Raw genomic sequence first — 15,923 nt, 5'->3', positions numbered from 1 at the left:
TGCCTGACAGCGCCTAGCCGTCGGAACGACTCGACCCTAACAGTTGAGAACCTTATGCTCAAGTAATGAGGACTTGTTGTGCTCTAGTCGCCACAGAAGACGCCAAAAAGGGGCCCGCCTCACATGGGCGAGCCCCCCGATACTCAAACCACAGCCGCGACAGTCAGGACCGCCTCACGATGCGCGGCGCCGAGTGAAGACGACCGAACAAGGTCAGCGCAGTCGGCGACAACGTCTCCTCATCACGCAGCCCCATCACCAGCCGACGCTCGTCAACCGTGAGCTGCTCCGGCGCGGTCAGGAGCGAATCGCGCAGCACCTTGCGGACATCCTCCGGGGTCACGTCTTCCCAGTTCTCAGGGGCGTTGACCTGAGGACGCAGTCGCTTCCACAGATCGACCAGTTCGTTCTTCAGGCGCCCTGGAGCACCCCCGTCCAAACCCCTCGCCATGGCAGCCTGGTCCTCGGACAACTGGTCCGAACCGTTCTTGAGCAGCATCAGGAACCACTCACGGATGTCCTCACTCGTCGCCAGGACGCCGGAGTCATCACGGAAGAGCTTCACGCGGGTCGGCTTGCCCTTCTCGCCATCCGCGAGCATCTCCACCAGAGCGCGCTCCAGCTCGAAGACGTGCGTTCCGCAGCGCCAGAGGTCACGGACCTCGTCCATGTTCAGCTCGACCCTGAACGGGCGCCCCTCGACGACTGCCCCGCAAAGGGCGCCGTCAGGCAGCCGGTGCTTGCAGGTCCTCTTCATCGATCTCTACCCTTCAACGCGGCGGCGCACCGTGGCTCGCTGGCCTGGCGACAGCTTCAACTATTAGGTTGACCGGAACTATAACAAGTGCTGAGGAGTTGATATCCAACATCTCAACACTTAAGCAACTTCTGACGGTCACAGTTGCGTAAAAGGCAGTCCGCTCCGCACAACCCGCCCCGTGCCCCACACATACAACAGGGCCCCTGGCTCCGTCCCGGCCCATCCGGGACGACCGCCAAAGGCCCCACAGCGCCACCGTCAGGAGACACCCATCGTGTGATCGGCATCGAGCATGTCCGCCAAGTCTTCCTCCGGCACCGCCACGAGCACCTCACCCGTCAGCCGGTTCACCCGGTACCCCCGAGACGGAAGCCGACCGCACATGTACGCGATCTCGGCCTCACTCGACCCGCTCCTGAGTTCCGTCGCCCCCATCCGCCGCGCCCCCTCATTCTTCGCGGAATCTTCACATCCGCTACTGCCGCACACCTTAACCACAGGATCACGGTTCCCTGAAGGGCAAATCCGCCGGGGCTGACCAGGAACCCCGCCGAACAAGTCGCAGGGTGCCGGGCCCACTTCGGGCAGGCGGATCACGGCTTCAGGACTCCTCATCGAGGCCCCAAACCCGTTCCAGCCACTCCTCGTCGACGACAACACGTACCTCCCCGGTCGTTCGGTTCAATCGAATCCGGCAGCCGTCCAGCCGCTCCAGCATGAAGAGGATCTCCGCCTCGGAGGAGCCCGAACTTAGCTCCACCTCGGCCACTGGATTACCCCTTGTCCTCTCGCCAGCTCCCTGACCCGGCCCTCCGGGGCTGAGGCATGAGCAGCCCCCTTCACTCTGGTCGCTGACGTCATCGACGGAACCAGAGGTCGCCCACTGTATCGAATGTCCATTCGAACGCGCTCCTGGCACGCGCAACCCCCCACAGGTGTATGCCACGCGCTCCAGCTCGGCAGGTGAGTCGGAGACACGCCGGACATGCAGGTCAGAGCGCCCCCGCAGCACCATGACCCACCGTTCGGATCATGTTACGGCGCGCAACAGAGCTGTCAACTAAAGTAATCAGCGATGCCATCTAACTACGATCTGGAGATTCCGTGATGGTTCGACGGGGTGCAATGACACAGGTCTACACCACAGCAGGGGCCCCCTCACCAAGATGCTGACCCTTGCCGCCAAGCTCGCCTACCTACTCAGACGCCGTCCCGGACCCGACGGCGAGCTACCTTCAAACCGGGCACTCTCGACCGCCATCCAGAACCTCCCCGGCCACACACGCGGAGGCTCAGTCGGCGCGCTCTCAAAACTCAGGCGGGGCGAAGATGACAACCCCACTGTCGCCACCCTCACAGCACTCAGCGCCGTGCTGGACGCGCCGAGCGCTTTCCTTCTTCCAGGCTGGGACGACTTTGGCGCTCTTTCGGCTCTGGAGCGCAACCATCAGGCCCTTGACATCGTCAGACACCTAGACGGCCTACCCCCAGCCGACCTCGACGCCCTGCTCGAACAGATCCAGGACCGCCGGGAACAGCTCGGCCTCGACCGCAACACCCCAGCGGAAGAGATCGAGACCGAACCCGACTCCGGCGAGGTTAACCGCCGCTACCGACGGCGAAGGAGCATGGAAGAGGCCGCGAAGTACGCCGCCGACTCCCTGGAAGGTCTGTAACCCCCCTTGAACAGCACGTCCTCCACCCCGCTCGACGGCATGATCTTCGGCTTCTGCACCGTTCTCGGCGTCATCGTGACCGCAGCCTGCCTCTATCGAGTCCGCCGTTCCCCCACCATCGCGAACAAGTGCATCACCTTCGCCTTCGGCATCTGCACCGTCGGCGTCTTCTTCGCCATCCCCGCCATCTCCCACTGGGTCGAGGAACTGACCGGCGTCGACAACCTGCCTAAACTCACCGCCCACATATGCGCCATCGCCTGGTGCGCCAGCTTGCAACTCACCATGGTCGACATCGCCTACGACCCCCACTACCTACGCACCGCGATCTACCAGCGCGCCACAGTCGCTGCTGCCGTGCTGCTGGTCATGATCCCTCTGTGGCTCAACGCCAACCTCCCCGGCACGGAATTCACGACAGCCTTCGCCAGCCACGTGCCCATCAGGATCTACCTCCTGGTCTACCTCGGCTACGTCTTCATCACCTGCGCTGAACTGGCCTTCATGTGCACGAAGAGCGCCACCTTCAACTGGCCCGGACGACCGTGGTCCTCGATCGGCTACGGCTCCTCCGCAATAGCGGCCGTCTTCGGCATCGGCTACACAATCTCCAAGGGCGGATTCCTCATCGCACTCACCACCGGGTCAGCCTGGTCCTTGAAGGTGGAGGAGAAGCTGTCACCCGCGCTCTCCGGCCTCGCGATCGTCTTCCTCTTCATCGGGCTCACCCTCCCCGTCTTCGGAGTACTGCTGCGCAAGATCCGACGCAAGCCCGCACCGGCCCCGAAGTAGCAGCTTTCCCCACACCGGAGGCATACGCGCCGCTACTGTCGGCGACATGCTAACTGCCGAGAAGAGACCCCCGTCCGGCCCGAAGACCCCCTCGCCGCAGCCTCGTCCGCCGGGGCCGGTGACACCGGACAAGAACCCGCCGTTCCCGCCGAGGCCACCCAAGTAGCCTGGACTATGTCTCCACAACGCACCCCTTGGGGCGACCTACCCCGCGAGGCACACCAGGCTGTCGCCCCGCACCTTGGCAATAGCCTGGTGACCGCTGATGACATGTCAGGTGGGGGCGCCTCCGCCATGGCGGCCGTACTGGCGACTCCGGACGGCCGCCAGGTGTTCGTCAAGGGAGCATTGACGAACGACCCCCAGGCCGAAGAACTCGACCTGGAGCACCGGATCAGCAGCCACCTTCCCAACTTCTGCCCACGCACCCTGTGGCGCGTAGAAACGGCCGGGTGGCTGCTGATCGCGTTCGAGGCCATCGCGGGCACCCACGCCGACTACGCCCCCAACTCCCCCGACCTGGAGTCAGTCACCCACGCACTAACCGTCCTCTCCGGCACCACCGCCCCGCCTCTTCCATTGCTGAGCGCCTGGGACCGCTGGGGCTACTACTGCGCCGACGACGACGAACCCCTCCTGCACGGTGAGACCTTGCTGCATACCGATCTCGCCGCTACCAACATCCTTATGCTCACCGGCCAGGCCCGCGTCATCGACTGGGCCTGGGCCGCGACGGGCCCCGCTTGGGCCGATACCGCCCTGTGGGCCGCCCGCCTTATCTCTGACGGAGGCCACTCCACTGCCGAGGCCGCCCGTTGGGCGCACAAGATGCCAGCCTTCCGAACGGCTAGCCCCAGGGCTGTAGCCGTACTCACCCAAGCTGAAGCTTCTCGCTGGGCGGATCTAGCCGCCGACGGCACGCCCGGCATCGAGGGGATCACCCGAGGCTCCCGTCTCTGGGCCGACTACTGGATGAGCTGCGAGACTTCAGGCTAGGTTGGGGTGCACAGTCCACCTCTGGTATCAGCGGAGATGGCCTCAGGTCCTCCCCGAATGGAAGCGGGGAGGACCTTTTTCATAATCTTCAAGAGGGCGGCTTCGCTCTTGGCGGGTTTCCCTCGTGTCCGAGCTTCTGCTGAACGTCCGTCGAGATGGCGTGCTCCGGAGTCCATCCACGGCCGAGCCGACCAGTCAGCGTACTCACGTACACCAGAGGGCACCGAGGGTCTACGAGCCACTCTGCATACGTCTTCGTCTCCCTCCAGGCCGTGAGCTTGTGCGGTGCCCTGCGTAGCCGGTAGGCCGCGAAGTCCTCATCGTGATCGAGCATCCAGCCGTGCCAGCGCAGGACTTGCTCCGTCAGCCATACCTCCCGCTCGCTGAGGCGCATGACCGGTGGTGGGAAGTAGCCCACCGATGGCACACCAGCTCGATAGGTCAAGACGTCGTAACGCACCGACCACGCTTCGAGAAGCTGCCCGCTCACCCCGAGGTCCCGCCCGATATCCCAGGCGGTGCCGAGGCGGGGAAGGCTTGGCTGCTCGGCTTTCCAGAAGTCGGTAGCGGTACTCATAAGTCTCCTCCGGGACATTCGGCTAACTGCCCTCAGCCTACGGCTATTTCGAACTAAAGGAATCTTTTAGTTCTACGCCGACAAAGCACATGAAACTAAAGCAAGAGCTGACCTGACGACCTTTCAGGTACACCTAACTCAAAGTAGTGCTTGACTTTCCCCCTTGACGACAGACCGCCATAACTGACGGGTCGTCGGCAACTGTCCGTGAAAGAATGCGCTTGGGCGGACGTCACGCTTCGGATTGTCGACGGAGCGTGCTGATACTGCCTCGATTGATAGGGTGGCCAGCCGCGAGAGCAACCAGGGGGGCCTCGCGAGCCGTGATCATTTAAGGGTGGGGGGTCACCTTGGGTGAACTTAGGTCAACCTTCGTGGCGCACATCACAAGCTGACACATCATCAGCCACTTAGGCGAGAGATCCCGGAATGCCCGACTTCGTGGCATGTGACTACTACCAAACTAGACTTTGGTCAAAGTCACTGGCTTGACTCAGCTGTCAGATTCCATCCTGTCAAGCTGACGCATCATCAGGCATCACGCACTGTGCACCAAGTGAGCCATTTTCGACACGTTGAGTAATGACCTTACATTGCACAGAGTTACGCAGTGGTTAGGTGAGCTAAGTAGCTTAGGGTCACTGATACTGCCGACAGTCACGGAATGTGCACTAGGGGTCACCCCTGACAAACGGACCATCAGCAATCACGGGGAGTTGCTACGCACGTAGCGTCACAGCTTTAGGCTTGGCGCTCCCACGGGCCACACGCGCTAGGTGTTGCTATATGCCTAGGTAGAGGGACTACTACGGCTTGCCCCCGAAAACCTTTCGCCGTGACCTTTTCACGCACCGTAGGCAGAGAGCCATGGTTGTTGAATCGCGTACATAGGTAGACCACTCGCCCCGGGCAGGCTCAACCCTTGTTGCATAGGGTTATGACAGCCTCGACCTTGATCAACTGACGCCCCGAAACTTTCCCGCTGTTCAGTAGGGGCGCACCCAACGCGCGCCACTCCCCACGGGGCGCCCCTGCCCACGGGCACGCGCTACAGCGGCCGGACGTCGTACCCATGGCGCACGGGCAGAGAGCACGCGCACGGGCCTAGGGAGCGCGCACGCGCGCCATTGCTGGCATGGGTAGAGGAACGGCGCCTACGGGCCTTACAGCGGCTCACAAAGGCAGGGGGCGCCATGGGGCGGGAACGGTGGCTACAGGGGCGCCGTAGTGGCCATTCCTCGCATGGGCCCCGGATCTCAACGGGTGGCGTCGTGGCGTTGTTGCTGGTCACGGCGTCACCACTGACCGGGGGTTGACGATGGGGAGACACCGCCGTAATGTCGTCCTCGTTCCACCCCAACCGGCCACTACGGCGGAGGGGGAGGGGCACCCCAGAAAGGCGCAAGTCACAGGGGCCGGAGTAACCCGCATGACGTCGGGTGAAGGCTTTCGAGAAGCGCGAGAAAGGGGCGGTGCACTTACTGGACTGACCAAGGGTTCCAACCCCTAGACAGTGTGGTAAGGTCGGACCACCGAACGACAAGCGGCCAGGTTGGCGCAAGTCGCAAGGGGGTTAGCACCAAAAGCACTGACCGGGGGTTCGCCTCACGAGACAGTGTGGTAGAGTAAGGCCAAGGCAAGCGGGAACCGGGCTGGTAGAGCTGGAAACTGCTTACCGACTTAGGTGAACTGACTGGGGGTTTACAACCCGCAGACAGTTGGGCTAGGGTTAGGCGCAGCAGCAGTAACCGGGGCGGGCCTTACGGTCCGAATCGGGTGGGGCTCATCTGGAGCCGTGCAGAAGGCTGGTCAGTGCGACGGTCGGAGGCGCGTATGTCACAGGTGAATTCTGCGAACGTTCCTTGAGAAGTGCATATAAAAGCTGGACTCCAATCCGAGTTCCTGCGGGCAGGGTGTATCCCACCTAGCAGTGCCAGGGTTGCGTGGAAGGCAGAAAAGTCCGATTCGCCTCACAAGCGATTCGGCCGACGGTGGAGACGTGCCGCGAGCGATGAAGGAGAGGTCAGAAATCTGACCCGAGCCGGAGCGAGCGAGCATGACAACCGCCCCCTAGTGTTCGAGACCGATGCGGCGACGCAATAGGTGACAGGGCAGGGGTAGGGGTACAGCAACCGTCGCAAAAGAAACCGCGTTTACGACACCTAGGTAGCTCGTCTGCGTTATCGCTGTGAAGCGACACCAACGGCGACAGAGGCTGTCTGACGGCGCGGATATCGGTTCTCTCGCATGTTGACCGTAACCATAAGAACACCGAGTGCGAGGAACCACACAAACTTTGGGCCCGGCCCGGGATTTACAGGGTGTAGCGGTGCGCAATCCGCTGCCGGGTACTCATCAGCTTTCCCGTCACTATCCGATTGGAGGGACCACCATGCCCCAGCCTCTCGACGAGCAAGTGTTCAGCTTCGTCCAGATCAATGTCCCCGGCGTTTCGCCGATCATCCAGAAGCTCGACGGTCCGGTCTCGTACGGCTACGTCCGTGAGGAGTACCAGGGCATCCAGTTCACCTACGGATTCCGTGAGGGATCGATGTCGGTGTCCGCCGGGTCCGGGAGCTTCCCTCACGAGCTGTACGTCTACTACGTGAGCGACCCCCGGGATGGGCCCGGCACCATCGACTACGACGGCCGCCGCATGGTCACCGCTCCGCTCGACCGCATCTGAAAGTAAGGACCCACTTCATGACTGTGAAGCTCTGCCAGTTCTGTGATGACGAGACTCCAGCCGTTGCCCGCATTGCCTTCGCCTGGACTCTCTCCGACGGCGAGAGGCGAGAGGCCGAAAAGAACCTGTGCGCCGACCACATGCGCAGCAAGCGTGAGGAGTTCACCAACGGCTCCGAGGATGGTCCGAAGGACCCGGCCTTCGAGGTCCTGGAGGAGTTCGACGATGCAGCGTTGGAGGCTCTGGCCAGCGGGCAGTTGAGCGAGGAGCTCGTGTACGAGCACGCCTCGGGAATCCGATTCGTCTGGCAGCACGGCTCACGTATCGAGGTCTTCGGCGACGCCAGTGACTCCGTGCCTGTCGAATCTCTGAGTGTCTACGACTACGGCAAGGGTGCCATCACGATCTCCACGTACGAAGAGTTCAAGGGCGAGTGCAACGAGTGGGTGGACAGCCTCGACGACCACGATCGGAAGGCGTACGCCAGCGAAGCATTCTGGCAGAACCGGGGCGACCGTGGCTGAGTGGTTTGAGAAGGACCTGACGTCGTCGGAGGGCTGGGACGGCAACAGAGAGTGGGAGACCACTATCGACGGTGTCCGCTACGTCGTGGTCGGCACAATCACTCCGCGTCTTCCCTACTTCGAGCCGGACGGTGTCCTCAAGTCCCCGGCTTGGCAATACACGGGATGGGTCTACAAGCCGGGAAGCCTTCCGGTGTCCAATCTCGTGTGCCTTGAGCTGACGGAGCTGAAGGAAGCGCAAACCCGGTGCGCACTCCACGCTGAGTCATGCGAAAGGTAAACGAGCAGAACCGAGTCGTCTGGATTTAGTGCAGAACAGGGGTCGGCAAGAATGAAGAGCTATCGCGAGTACTACGTGGCGCCGGAGGTATACGACGCCGTAGAGCAGGCATCCGAGAAGTTCGCCGTGCTCAAATCCAGCACGGGCAGCTACACCCTCGGTCGTGAGATGGAGTTCACGGACTCGAAGGACTACGCCATGGACTCCGCTCGTGCGGCGGCGGTTTCGGGTGTGGAGGCGCTGGTGGTCAACACGGTCACGGAAGAAGTATTGCTCGACACCAACGAGTAGCGCCGTAAGCGCTGGGCTGAGTGGTTACCCGAAAGGGCAGGGGTTCGATTCCCCACGGTCCACCACGCGCTAGGTACGACACCTATGCGCATCCATGACATCTAGAAGGAGATCAGAGTGCGCACATTCGAAGTCCGTCATCTCTCCGAGCCCGAAGCTCTCGCGGAGTCCCAGAAGTGGGACGACGAGGGTGAGGTCATCTCCGACCAGGCTGCCCAGACGATCGCATCCTGGTACGCCTCCATGGGCGAGGGAATCGACTTCGCCACCCTGGCGACGACCGGCCGGTGCCCCGAACAGCTCCAGATCGACATCATCCGGGAGCGGAGCAAGCTCGACGGCCGCGACCCTGACGACTTCGAGGCGGACACCCGAGTCGGTGATCTGCGGCTGATGCTCTGTGCTCTGGAGGCGTACGCCGACACGATCGTGCCCGTCATCTTCGGCTGCTGGTCCAGCTTCGGTCACAACTTCCAGAGCGGTGACACTCCGCTGGAGGAGGACTGTCTGCACTGCGGTGGGACGTGGCGGCGGGTCCGGCGCGAGGACGACCCGTCCATGGCTGACTACCAGGCCAGCAACGGCGACGATCCGATCTCGTGCCCGCCCTTCTCTCCCTGCCACGGCGAGGCTCCGTGCCAAGCCGACAACGGCCGTCCCTGCGAGGACCAGGGCGAAGGCGAACCGTGCTCGCACGAAACCTTCGAGTGCAACTGCCTCTACTGCGCCTGACCGGTCTACCTGGGTACGACAGCGCCAGGTAACTGATTCAGAGCGACACTGACCAGACTCTGACTCCGCCATGTGGAGGGGCCAGAGGGTCTCCTCCTGCCAGAATGAGGTTGCCACGTGTCCGATTCCGTTGAGATCTTTTACAGCGACGACAAAAAGCGTCGGGTTCGCCTTCTTGTCGATTGTGACGCGCAAAATCTGCGCACAGAGTATGACCAGATAGTCAGCGTGGTGACGGTACCCGGTTCCACCTATCTGGACGTGGAATCCCCCGGCGATGAACTTAGCGACTGGTGGGCGAGGCTCAACCGCAGATACGCCGGGGATGTGGCCGTCAGAATCTTTGCCCGATATGTAGCACAGCGTGGCGGCATCTCCTATCTGCACACCCCGGAGCGTGGCCCTGTTTCCTTGTGGTACATCTTTCCGGAGACGGTACAGATCGAGGGCTTGACAGATCCGGCCGCTTACATTGCTTCCTCTGTCGAGGAGTATCAGTCCTGGGCGGACGGTGATGTCTACGAATACATAGTGGAGCGTCCGGTGCACTGGACGAGTGACGAGGGAGATGAACGTGACACATGGGAATTCAACGGCGATTCATGCTGTGGACTGATCGGCTTCGAATACGCAGTCGGTGTGGCGCGCGACGCGATGGCGTACTGCGCTCAACCAGTCAAAACCTGATCGGGAAAAAGACCTAGTTACGACAATTTCGCCCCCGCCCCGGATCAGTCCGGTATCTCTGTCAAGGGAGAGCGGGTGGCACTCGGGTACGCACCGGCCCATGTTTCGGTGCACACATCAAGGGGTGGGAATGTCATTCATCAACGTCGGTGCGTCCGACGCTCAGGGCAAGCGAATCCCGACGAAGGCTGCTCTGAAGCGTGCTCTCAAGGAGGACTCGGCGTCGGTGACGTTCGACCGTACGTCTGCAATAAATCTCGGCCCGAGTAACGCCACCATCAAGGGGGACAAGCTTCCTGAGGGGGACAAGCTGACGGTGGTCGGCCCTGACCCGTATAGCAACCGCCGCTGGTATGCCACGGTTTACCTGAACTCCCACGGCAACATCTCGGTGAACTGACCACTAGCCCTGCACTATCACAAGGAAGAAAAATCATGGAAGAGAAGTCTCCGACGCAGGAGCTGAAGGACAGTATCCAATCCGGTTGGAAGGTCAGGATTACTGACCACGATTACATCATGGACAGCCGTGATGCCCTCGTGGACCAGGTGACGGAGTCGGGAATGACTCTCCGCCCCTCAAAGCCTTGGGCTAGTCAAGGGCGCAAATTCTTCACCATGGACTTCACCTGGAGTGGAGACCTGGTTGTAGATGGAACCACGGTGCATCTGTACCGCACGCCCCCGAAGCACACGGGGAAGAGCCGTCAAGTGATCAAGACGTTCAAGTTCACTGCCCCCTTGGTCTGACGGGAGCCGGAGCTTGTACTGCAACGCCTGACAGCGAAAGCCTCGTGGGGAGAAAACGACCGGTTCGAATCCGGCGCGGGGCACACAGTAGGTACGACAACTCTGTCTGCCTACCTATTTCCTGCCTGTCCTCTACTAGGGAGAGCCATGCCTGTTGCCCGTATTCCGGTTGACCAGCTCGGTCACTTCGCCGAGAACAACACCATCTACTTCCCCTTCAGCGACATCCCGCGAGACTTCGAGGAAAACGGGCCCAGTGCGCTCCACTGGGAGTGCTGGGAGTCCTTCCTGTGCGACGGGTGCGAGGAGCCGAGCGACGGCTACAACGTGTGCCGGAACAAGCAGTGCGAGCGCTTCGAGGATGAGGCGAAGACCTACGCCGACGAGGGACCGACGTCGTCCATCTACTGGGAGATCCGTCTCCCGTCGCACATGGATGAGCACGATGTCGCCAGGGCCATCCACGACCTGCCGCTCTGCCTCGTCAAGGTCGGACGGGAGCACGAGGAGTATGGCCTGACCCTGACCGGCGGCGGCATGAACTTGACCTGGGAGATCGTCGAGGCGTTCACCCGCATCGGGTCGCTGCCGCCCACGGACAAGGTCGACCTGCCCTCCATGGGTCGTGGTGACTCCGAGCTGGACCAGTACCTCATTGGCGCCTGCAAGCGGGCGGGATACGAGGCCATCAGGTCCATCCAGAACGATCTCGACTCACTCGACTCGCGCCTCCCCCAGCCGTGACAGCCAACGCCTCCCCGAAAGGAGATAGGTACGACATGCAGGACGACCAGCAGGAGAAGGGCCAGTTCTACCACTTCGGCCCGTTCATCTACGACGTGGACGCCGCACTGAAAATCATCCGTGACGTGCCGCGCCCCGACCGGCTCCAGGAGATCGACGTTGCCGTCTGGGCGCGCTCGCTCGGAGTGGACAAGAGCCCCGAGGAGACCCGGCAGGGCAACACGATCCCGCTCCTGGTCGGTGACTTCGATGAGGAGTACGCCCGCACGCAGGCCGACCTCAGCGTGCCGCTGGTCTTCGCCGACCTGTCCAGGGAAGGAGAGGAGCCCGGTTACATGCTGATCGACGGCGTCCACCGGTTGCGACGGGCATCGGTGGAGGGTGTGGAGAAGTTGCCCGTCTACCTTCTGGACCGTGCCGAGAGCCTGCGTATCCGGGACGTGAAGTTCTACCGCTGACCGCAGTAGGCTGCGCGAAGCATGCTTCGCTACGGAGGATAGTTCATGGATGCGTGGGAGCGCGAGGTTGAGATCATCCGGTTGTTCCGAGAGACCGATTGGACATACACCAACATCGCACAGTTCGTCGGGACACAGACAGCTACGGTGCGACGAGTTATCAACCGCCTCGGCGTGGTCGATCTCGTAAAGCGTCGGCGCAGACCACAAGTGCGACTTGAGGAACGGCAGATCAAACAGATTGCCAAGAAGTACACCGCAGGTACTTCGACCCTTGCCTTGGCGCGAGAGTACGGCGTGAACCAGGCCACTATCAATCGAAAGCTGAGCGGTCGAGGTATTCAACTTCGGTCACAAGTTGAGGCCAGTCACCTAATCCAAGGCTCTCGGACGCAGCGGAAAGCCATGCCGCGCCCTCACGATGTTCGGTTCACGGCGCTGGCGGACGACCTCGGAGTTGAAGAGGAAAAACTGCGCGCACTCCTTCTGAAACACAAGTTCGCCATTTACAACATCTAGGCATACGCCCCAGCCCAGCCGCGATGGTGCCGGATCGACTCCGGCCTGGGACTCTCGTCTGTCCACGACCGCTGTCAGTGCGGCCTCTTAGGCTGCCTTCGAACGAGGAGTAACACATGTCCGATGCCAAGATCACTGCCGCTGACGCTGGGTGCTGGCTGGAGGGTTCCCAGGGCTGGACCAACAACCATCGGGTCGTGGACCGGGCTGGCTCGTACGGCTTCGTGGTGCCCGAGGAGTACGAGCAGGCTCTGGAGGACTACCGCCAGAACGGTCCGGCGGCCTCGGAGGACTCGTGGGAGGCAGTGGTCGGCCAGGGTGAACTGAGCGACCAGGCCACCGACTACCTCCAGGACCGGGCACCTGACGACTACGAGTTCGTGTGGGACGCAGGGGAACTGTCGCTGATGAAGAGCACCGAGGCCGAAGAGTTCGGACACCACGGATGAGCGGCGAGCAGCTTCCTCTGTTCCTCGACGGCATCTCTGCGCAGCAGTTCCTGGCCGAGCTGTTCGAGTTCGAATACTGCGCGGAGTGCGGTGGGGACATCGACAAGCACACGGCCGGACCGGACATGTTCGGCAAGTGGCACGCCTGGTGCAAGGACGTGGAGACCGTCGATACGGAGCCTCCGAAGGACTCGCCGCTGTGCGGCTGGCAGACGGAATACGGCACTGTGAACGGGCCGAAGTTCTGCGCACTGGACAAGGGCAACGGACTCGACTGGTGCGCGCAGCACGATCGCGTTGCCCAGGACTCATACGGATCGGGGTTCTGATCATGCACTTCCACATCGCGTCCAACACGGTCGGTCAGCCGCCGTCCGAAACGCAGTGCGCGGAGGACGAGGACGGCGCCGTGCTGGCGATGGAAACACTCCTCGGCGATCAGATGGATGAGTGGGCGGAGCGATGCGCCCACTTCGGCAATGACCCCGAGTGGGTCGTGTGCTCGTGTGCCTGGTGCGACCTGGCCCTGAACATCGAGCGGTACAGCGACGGGATCGGGGACAACGCCGTCGGCCACGTCCTGCGTGAGAATGGAACGGCCGGTGAGGTTTTCTACACTCCCGACGGCGTCGGCGTGGCGTTCTGGATCAAGGGCGAAAGCGGTGCCCGCTGTGCCTCGTAGGTACGACTACCAGGGCTTCGTTGTCGTGAGGGACAACTCCGACCGCTGCCGGGACTGCGGCGGCGAGGACCGGAACATTCACTATGAGGAGACGGAAGCACTTCGGATCGTCTCCGTGTACTGCCTGTGCGAGAAGTGTGACACCGAGCGGACTGAGGAGCAGAACCATGCCGGGAGCTGAAGTGGTACGCCAGATGGTGACCGACGACTCCAGTCCAGCCGCGTACGGCTGGGCTATCGACATTGAGCACGATCCGATGGAAGGGCGCGACGAGAAGGGCACCACCGGGCCGTCGAACATCACGCTTGAGATGGCGGAGCGGCTGCGGAAAGGCGAGGGACGAACGTTCCGGATGTACGACGATGACGGGGTGCTGAATTACACCGGGCGCATCGTCACTGCTGAGGATGACGAAGGCGGGGAGGTTGACTTCGCTCCGCTCGACGACTTTGGCAAGCCCAATGCGGGATGCACGGAGATTCATTACTTCAACACCGCCACGCAGGAGTGGCGCGAGCTGTAGGTACGACAGTTGCCCGGCCCGCGAATGTGGGGCGCAGAGGTTCGAGCCCTCCGCCGGGTGCTCATCAAGTCGAGTTCGATCCCTTTAAGGAGAATGCGTTGCCGGACAAGAGCAAGACCCTCATCGTGAACGCGGGTGACGTTCGTGACCTGGTGCGCCATATGCGCCAGGACATTCCGTTCACGCTCCGGCTGATGGACGGGACCGAGATCGAACTGGTCGCCGGTGATCCACAGTCCGACACGATCGGCCGCGAGCACTCAGATGTCGACGAGATTGAGATCAGCCTCTAATGGGCACGACCGATCCTGAGAAGGTCCGGCTGGAGCACCGGCTGGGACACTACGAGACGGCAGTCAAGCGGCTGGCCGCGAACTGTCAGGACGCGGAGAGTCTGCGCATCCTCGGGGAGCTGGAGGCCGGACTGAAGAACGCCAACGAGGACGCCGACGTCTCGCTCGACAGGACTCCTCGGAAGCTGGGGTCTACCTGGGTCCTCCTGGTCCAGGAGATGGATGCCGAGACACGCACCATCACGAAAGCCTGGCGCCCGGTTGACGGCCGCACCAGGATCGATGAGTTCAGCACCTCTGAAGAGCCTGCGCTGGCGTCTGATCTGAAGTTGCGCGTTCGCACCGAACTGGAGAAGCTCGGCAGGCGTTCACAGCTGCGTGGCTACGCAGGGTTGACGTCATCGGCGGACGGACTCGTGGATGACCTTTCTGAGGGCCACGTGCTGACGCTGGACGACGGCACCTCTCTCCAGTTGGTCCAGGCCGACCTCGTCGCCGCCGTGCAGGAGTGATCATGCGTCGGCCTGGCGCTTTCCTGATCGACGACATTCCGTGGGATCAGTGGCTCGAAGCAATGGCCATGGACTAACCGAAAACAGCTTCACTCAGCCCGGTCCCGAGATGTATGGGGTGTAGGGGTTCGAATCCCCGGCCGGGCTTTTCCATGCCCGAAAACTCTGGGAGATAGCCATGGCAACGATGTACACCCTCGTCCAGCATTCTGGTGGGACGGGATTCGAAAGGGCGGTGGAGGAAGTCTCGGTATCCACCATCAGAGAGCAGGATCATATTCAGCGCGCGGGGGGCGTCCTGCTGCGCACTTACCAGGCAGCCTCCGATGCTGCGGACGCTGAGAACTATCCGCCTGGCGCCGAGGGGATCATCCCGCAGGCCAGAGGCACGTTCTCTAACAAGCTCGTCAACGGCCTGCCGCTCTACATCCCGCCCACCGGATTCGACGCCCCTGTGGTGAAGGACCCGGTGATGGTCCAGGGCTTCGAGGTGAAGCTCTGCTACCCGGTGGCTGGCCGTCGACTGATCTTGGCGGAGCTGGACGGGAAGTTCGTCGTGGCGACCATTCCGGCCGAGGGCTTGCCGAAGGAGTGGGACCTCGGCGTCTACCGGTCGGACCCAGGCGGTGCCACCAAGCAGTACGCAGCCCGGTGGGCCTCACTGTCGAACCTGGAGCTGCTCCGTGGCTAAGCGCATCCAGTGGTGTGGCAAGAAGCTCATCGAGGGTGAGGGCGGCGTCGGTTGGGAGCGTCAGCCGAGTGGCAAGTACCAGACCGAGCTGTTCGGGGTGACCTACGAGTTGGAGAAGCGTCGCAGGTCCAAGATCGAACGGAGTGACAGCGGCTGGTACCTGTACAGCAGCGGCGCCCCTGACGGGAACTTCTTCGGCGACTACGCCAGCAGCACGCTGCTGGAAGCCGTGGACGAGGCAAACGAAATGATCATCAAGCTCGACCTGCGCGGCCCCGGCTACGAGCCTGTGCGCTAGGT

Annotated in this window: 24 protein-coding genes; 21 read left to right on the top strand and 3 right to left on the bottom strand. The window is 62.2% G+C overall.

Annotated features, from left to right (window positions below; translation table 11 throughout):
• Window positions 1-163: 163 nt before the first annotated feature.
• On the bottom strand, window positions 164-757 hold the full coding sequence (locus QMK30_RS16115) for a hypothetical protein (RefSeq protein ID WP_283518686.1): 594 nt from the start codon (window positions 755-757) through the stop codon (window positions 164-166).
• A 604-nt stretch (window positions 758-1,361) separates the two neighbouring features.
• Complete coding sequence (locus tag QMK30_RS16110; protein ID WP_283518684.1) at window positions 1,362-1,529, bottom strand: hypothetical protein; 168 nt, start codon at window positions 1,527-1,529, stop codon at window positions 1,362-1,364.
• Window positions 1,530-1,926: 397 nt separating this feature from the next.
• On the opposite strand from QMK30_RS16110, the gene QMK30_RS16105 reads away from it, so the two are divergent.
• The 3 genes from QMK30_RS16105 (at window position 1,927) to QMK30_RS16095 (ending at window position 4,224) form a co-directional block, all read left to right on the top strand.
• Window positions 1,927-2,436 (top strand): hypothetical protein, encoded by a 510-nt coding sequence (locus tag QMK30_RS16105; RefSeq protein WP_283518683.1) that lies wholly within the window; start codon window positions 1,927-1,929, stop codon window positions 2,434-2,436.
• 6 nt (window positions 2,437-2,442) lie between these two features.
• Window positions 2,443-3,228 (top strand): hypothetical protein, encoded by a 786-nt coding sequence (locus QMK30_RS16100; RefSeq protein ID WP_283518681.1) that lies wholly within the window; start codon window positions 2,443-2,445, stop codon window positions 3,226-3,228.
• 255 nt (window positions 3,229-3,483) lie between these two features.
• Window positions 3,484-4,224 carry an aminoglycoside phosphotransferase gene (locus QMK30_RS16095; protein WP_283518679.1) on the top strand — a complete coding sequence of 247 codons (741 nt, stop codon included), beginning with the start codon at window positions 3,484-3,486 and terminating at the stop codon, window positions 4,222-4,224.
• Between the two features lie 88 nt (window positions 4,225-4,312).
• On the opposite strand, the gene QMK30_RS16090 is transcribed toward QMK30_RS16095, so the two are convergent.
• A complete protein-coding gene (locus tag QMK30_RS16090) occupies window positions 4,313-4,801 on the bottom strand; it encodes a hypothetical protein (RefSeq protein ID WP_283518677.1) in 489 nt (162 codons plus the stop codon).
• Between the two features lie 2,392 nt (window positions 4,802-7,193).
• On the opposite strand from QMK30_RS16090, the gene QMK30_RS16085 reads away from it, so the two are divergent.
• The 18 genes from QMK30_RS16085 (at window position 7,194) to QMK30_RS16000 (ending at window position 15,921) form a co-directional block, all read left to right on the top strand.
• Window positions 7,194-7,487 (top strand): hypothetical protein, encoded by a 294-nt coding sequence (locus QMK30_RS16085; RefSeq protein WP_283518676.1) that lies wholly within the window; start codon window positions 7,194-7,196, stop codon window positions 7,485-7,487.
• Between the two features lie 17 nt (window positions 7,488-7,504).
• Window positions 7,505-8,011, top strand: a complete 507-nt coding sequence (locus QMK30_RS16080) for a hypothetical protein (protein WP_283518674.1) — start codon at window positions 7,505-7,507, stop codon at window positions 8,009-8,011.
• Between the two features lie 331 nt (window positions 8,012-8,342).
• Complete coding sequence (locus tag QMK30_RS16075; protein ID WP_283518672.1) at window positions 8,343-8,582, top strand: hypothetical protein; 240 nt, start codon at window positions 8,343-8,345, stop codon at window positions 8,580-8,582.
• Between the two features lie 117 nt (window positions 8,583-8,699).
• Window positions 8,700-9,314, top strand: a complete 615-nt coding sequence (locus QMK30_RS16070) for a hypothetical protein (RefSeq protein ID WP_283518671.1) — start codon at window positions 8,700-8,702, stop codon at window positions 9,312-9,314.
• 117 nt (window positions 9,315-9,431) lie between these two features.
• Complete coding sequence (locus QMK30_RS16065; RefSeq protein ID WP_283518669.1) at window positions 9,432-10,001, top strand: hypothetical protein; 570 nt, start codon at window positions 9,432-9,434, stop codon at window positions 9,999-10,001.
• 130 nt (window positions 10,002-10,131) lie between these two features.
• Window positions 10,132-10,401 carry a hypothetical protein gene (locus tag QMK30_RS16060; protein WP_283518668.1) on the top strand — a complete coding sequence of 90 codons (270 nt, stop codon included), beginning with the start codon at window positions 10,132-10,134 and terminating at the stop codon, window positions 10,399-10,401.
• Between the two features lie 35 nt (window positions 10,402-10,436).
• Window positions 10,437-10,751, top strand: coding sequence for a hypothetical protein (locus QMK30_RS16055; RefSeq protein ID WP_283518667.1), 315 nt, complete (start codon window positions 10,437-10,439; stop codon window positions 10,749-10,751).
• A 147-nt stretch (window positions 10,752-10,898) separates the two neighbouring features.
• Window positions 10,899-11,495, top strand: a complete 597-nt coding sequence (locus tag QMK30_RS16050) for a hypothetical protein (protein ID WP_283518666.1) — start codon at window positions 10,899-10,901, stop codon at window positions 11,493-11,495.
• Between the two features lie 35 nt (window positions 11,496-11,530).
• On the top strand, window positions 11,531-11,953 hold the full coding sequence (locus QMK30_RS16045; RefSeq protein WP_283518665.1) for a hypothetical protein: 423 nt from the start codon (window positions 11,531-11,533) through the stop codon (window positions 11,951-11,953).
• Between the two features lie 45 nt (window positions 11,954-11,998).
• On the top strand, window positions 11,999-12,472 hold the full coding sequence (locus QMK30_RS16040; protein ID WP_283518664.1) for a hypothetical protein: 474 nt from the start codon (window positions 11,999-12,001) through the stop codon (window positions 12,470-12,472).
• A 116-nt stretch (window positions 12,473-12,588) separates the two neighbouring features.
• On the top strand, window positions 12,589-12,921 hold the full coding sequence (locus QMK30_RS16035; RefSeq protein ID WP_283518663.1) for a hypothetical protein: 333 nt from the start codon (window positions 12,589-12,591) through the stop codon (window positions 12,919-12,921).
• Window positions 12,918-13,250, top strand: a complete 333-nt coding sequence (locus tag QMK30_RS16030) for a hypothetical protein (protein ID WP_283518661.1) — start codon at window positions 12,918-12,920, stop codon at window positions 13,248-13,250. Before QMK30_RS16035 ends, QMK30_RS16030 begins: the two co-directional genes overlap by 4 nt.
• A 2-nt stretch (window positions 13,251-13,252) precedes the next feature.
• The gene (locus QMK30_RS16025) at window positions 13,253-13,603 is read left to right on the top strand and encodes a hypothetical protein (protein ID WP_283518660.1); all 351 of its coding nucleotides are present in this window, start codon (window positions 13,253-13,255) and stop codon (window positions 13,601-13,603) included.
• A gap of 167 nt (window positions 13,604-13,770) precedes the next feature.
• Window positions 13,771-14,127: a hypothetical protein gene (locus tag QMK30_RS16020; RefSeq protein ID WP_283518658.1), complete on the top strand. Its 357-nt coding sequence runs from the start codon at window positions 13,771-13,773 to the stop codon at window positions 14,125-14,127.
• 98 nt (window positions 14,128-14,225) lie between these two features.
• The gene (locus QMK30_RS16015; RefSeq protein WP_283518657.1) at window positions 14,226-14,420 is read left to right on the top strand and encodes a hypothetical protein; all 195 of its coding nucleotides are present in this window, start codon (window positions 14,226-14,228) and stop codon (window positions 14,418-14,420) included.
• Window positions 14,420-14,932 (top strand): aspartate-semialdehyde dehydrogenase, encoded by a 513-nt coding sequence (locus tag QMK30_RS16010; protein ID WP_283518655.1) that lies wholly within the window; start codon window positions 14,420-14,422, stop codon window positions 14,930-14,932. Before QMK30_RS16015 ends, QMK30_RS16010 begins: the two co-directional genes overlap by 1 nt.
• 178 nt (window positions 14,933-15,110) lie before the next feature.
• On the top strand, window positions 15,111-15,623 hold the full coding sequence (locus tag QMK30_RS16005; RefSeq protein ID WP_283518653.1) for a hypothetical protein: 513 nt from the start codon (window positions 15,111-15,113) through the stop codon (window positions 15,621-15,623).
• Complete coding sequence (locus tag QMK30_RS16000; RefSeq protein WP_283518652.1) at window positions 15,616-15,921, top strand: hypothetical protein; 306 nt, start codon at window positions 15,616-15,618, stop codon at window positions 15,919-15,921. Before QMK30_RS16005 ends, QMK30_RS16000 begins: the two co-directional genes overlap by 8 nt.
• Window positions 15,922-15,923 lie beyond the last annotated feature (2 nt).

The sequence above is a fragment of the Streptomyces sp. H27-C3 genome (assembly GCF_030063415.1).
Classification (GTDB): Bacteria; Actinomycetota; Actinomycetes; order Streptomycetales; family Streptomycetaceae; genus Streptomyces.
Note: the sequence above shows the minus strand (reverse complement) of the source record. Positions and strands in the feature narration are given on the sequence as shown.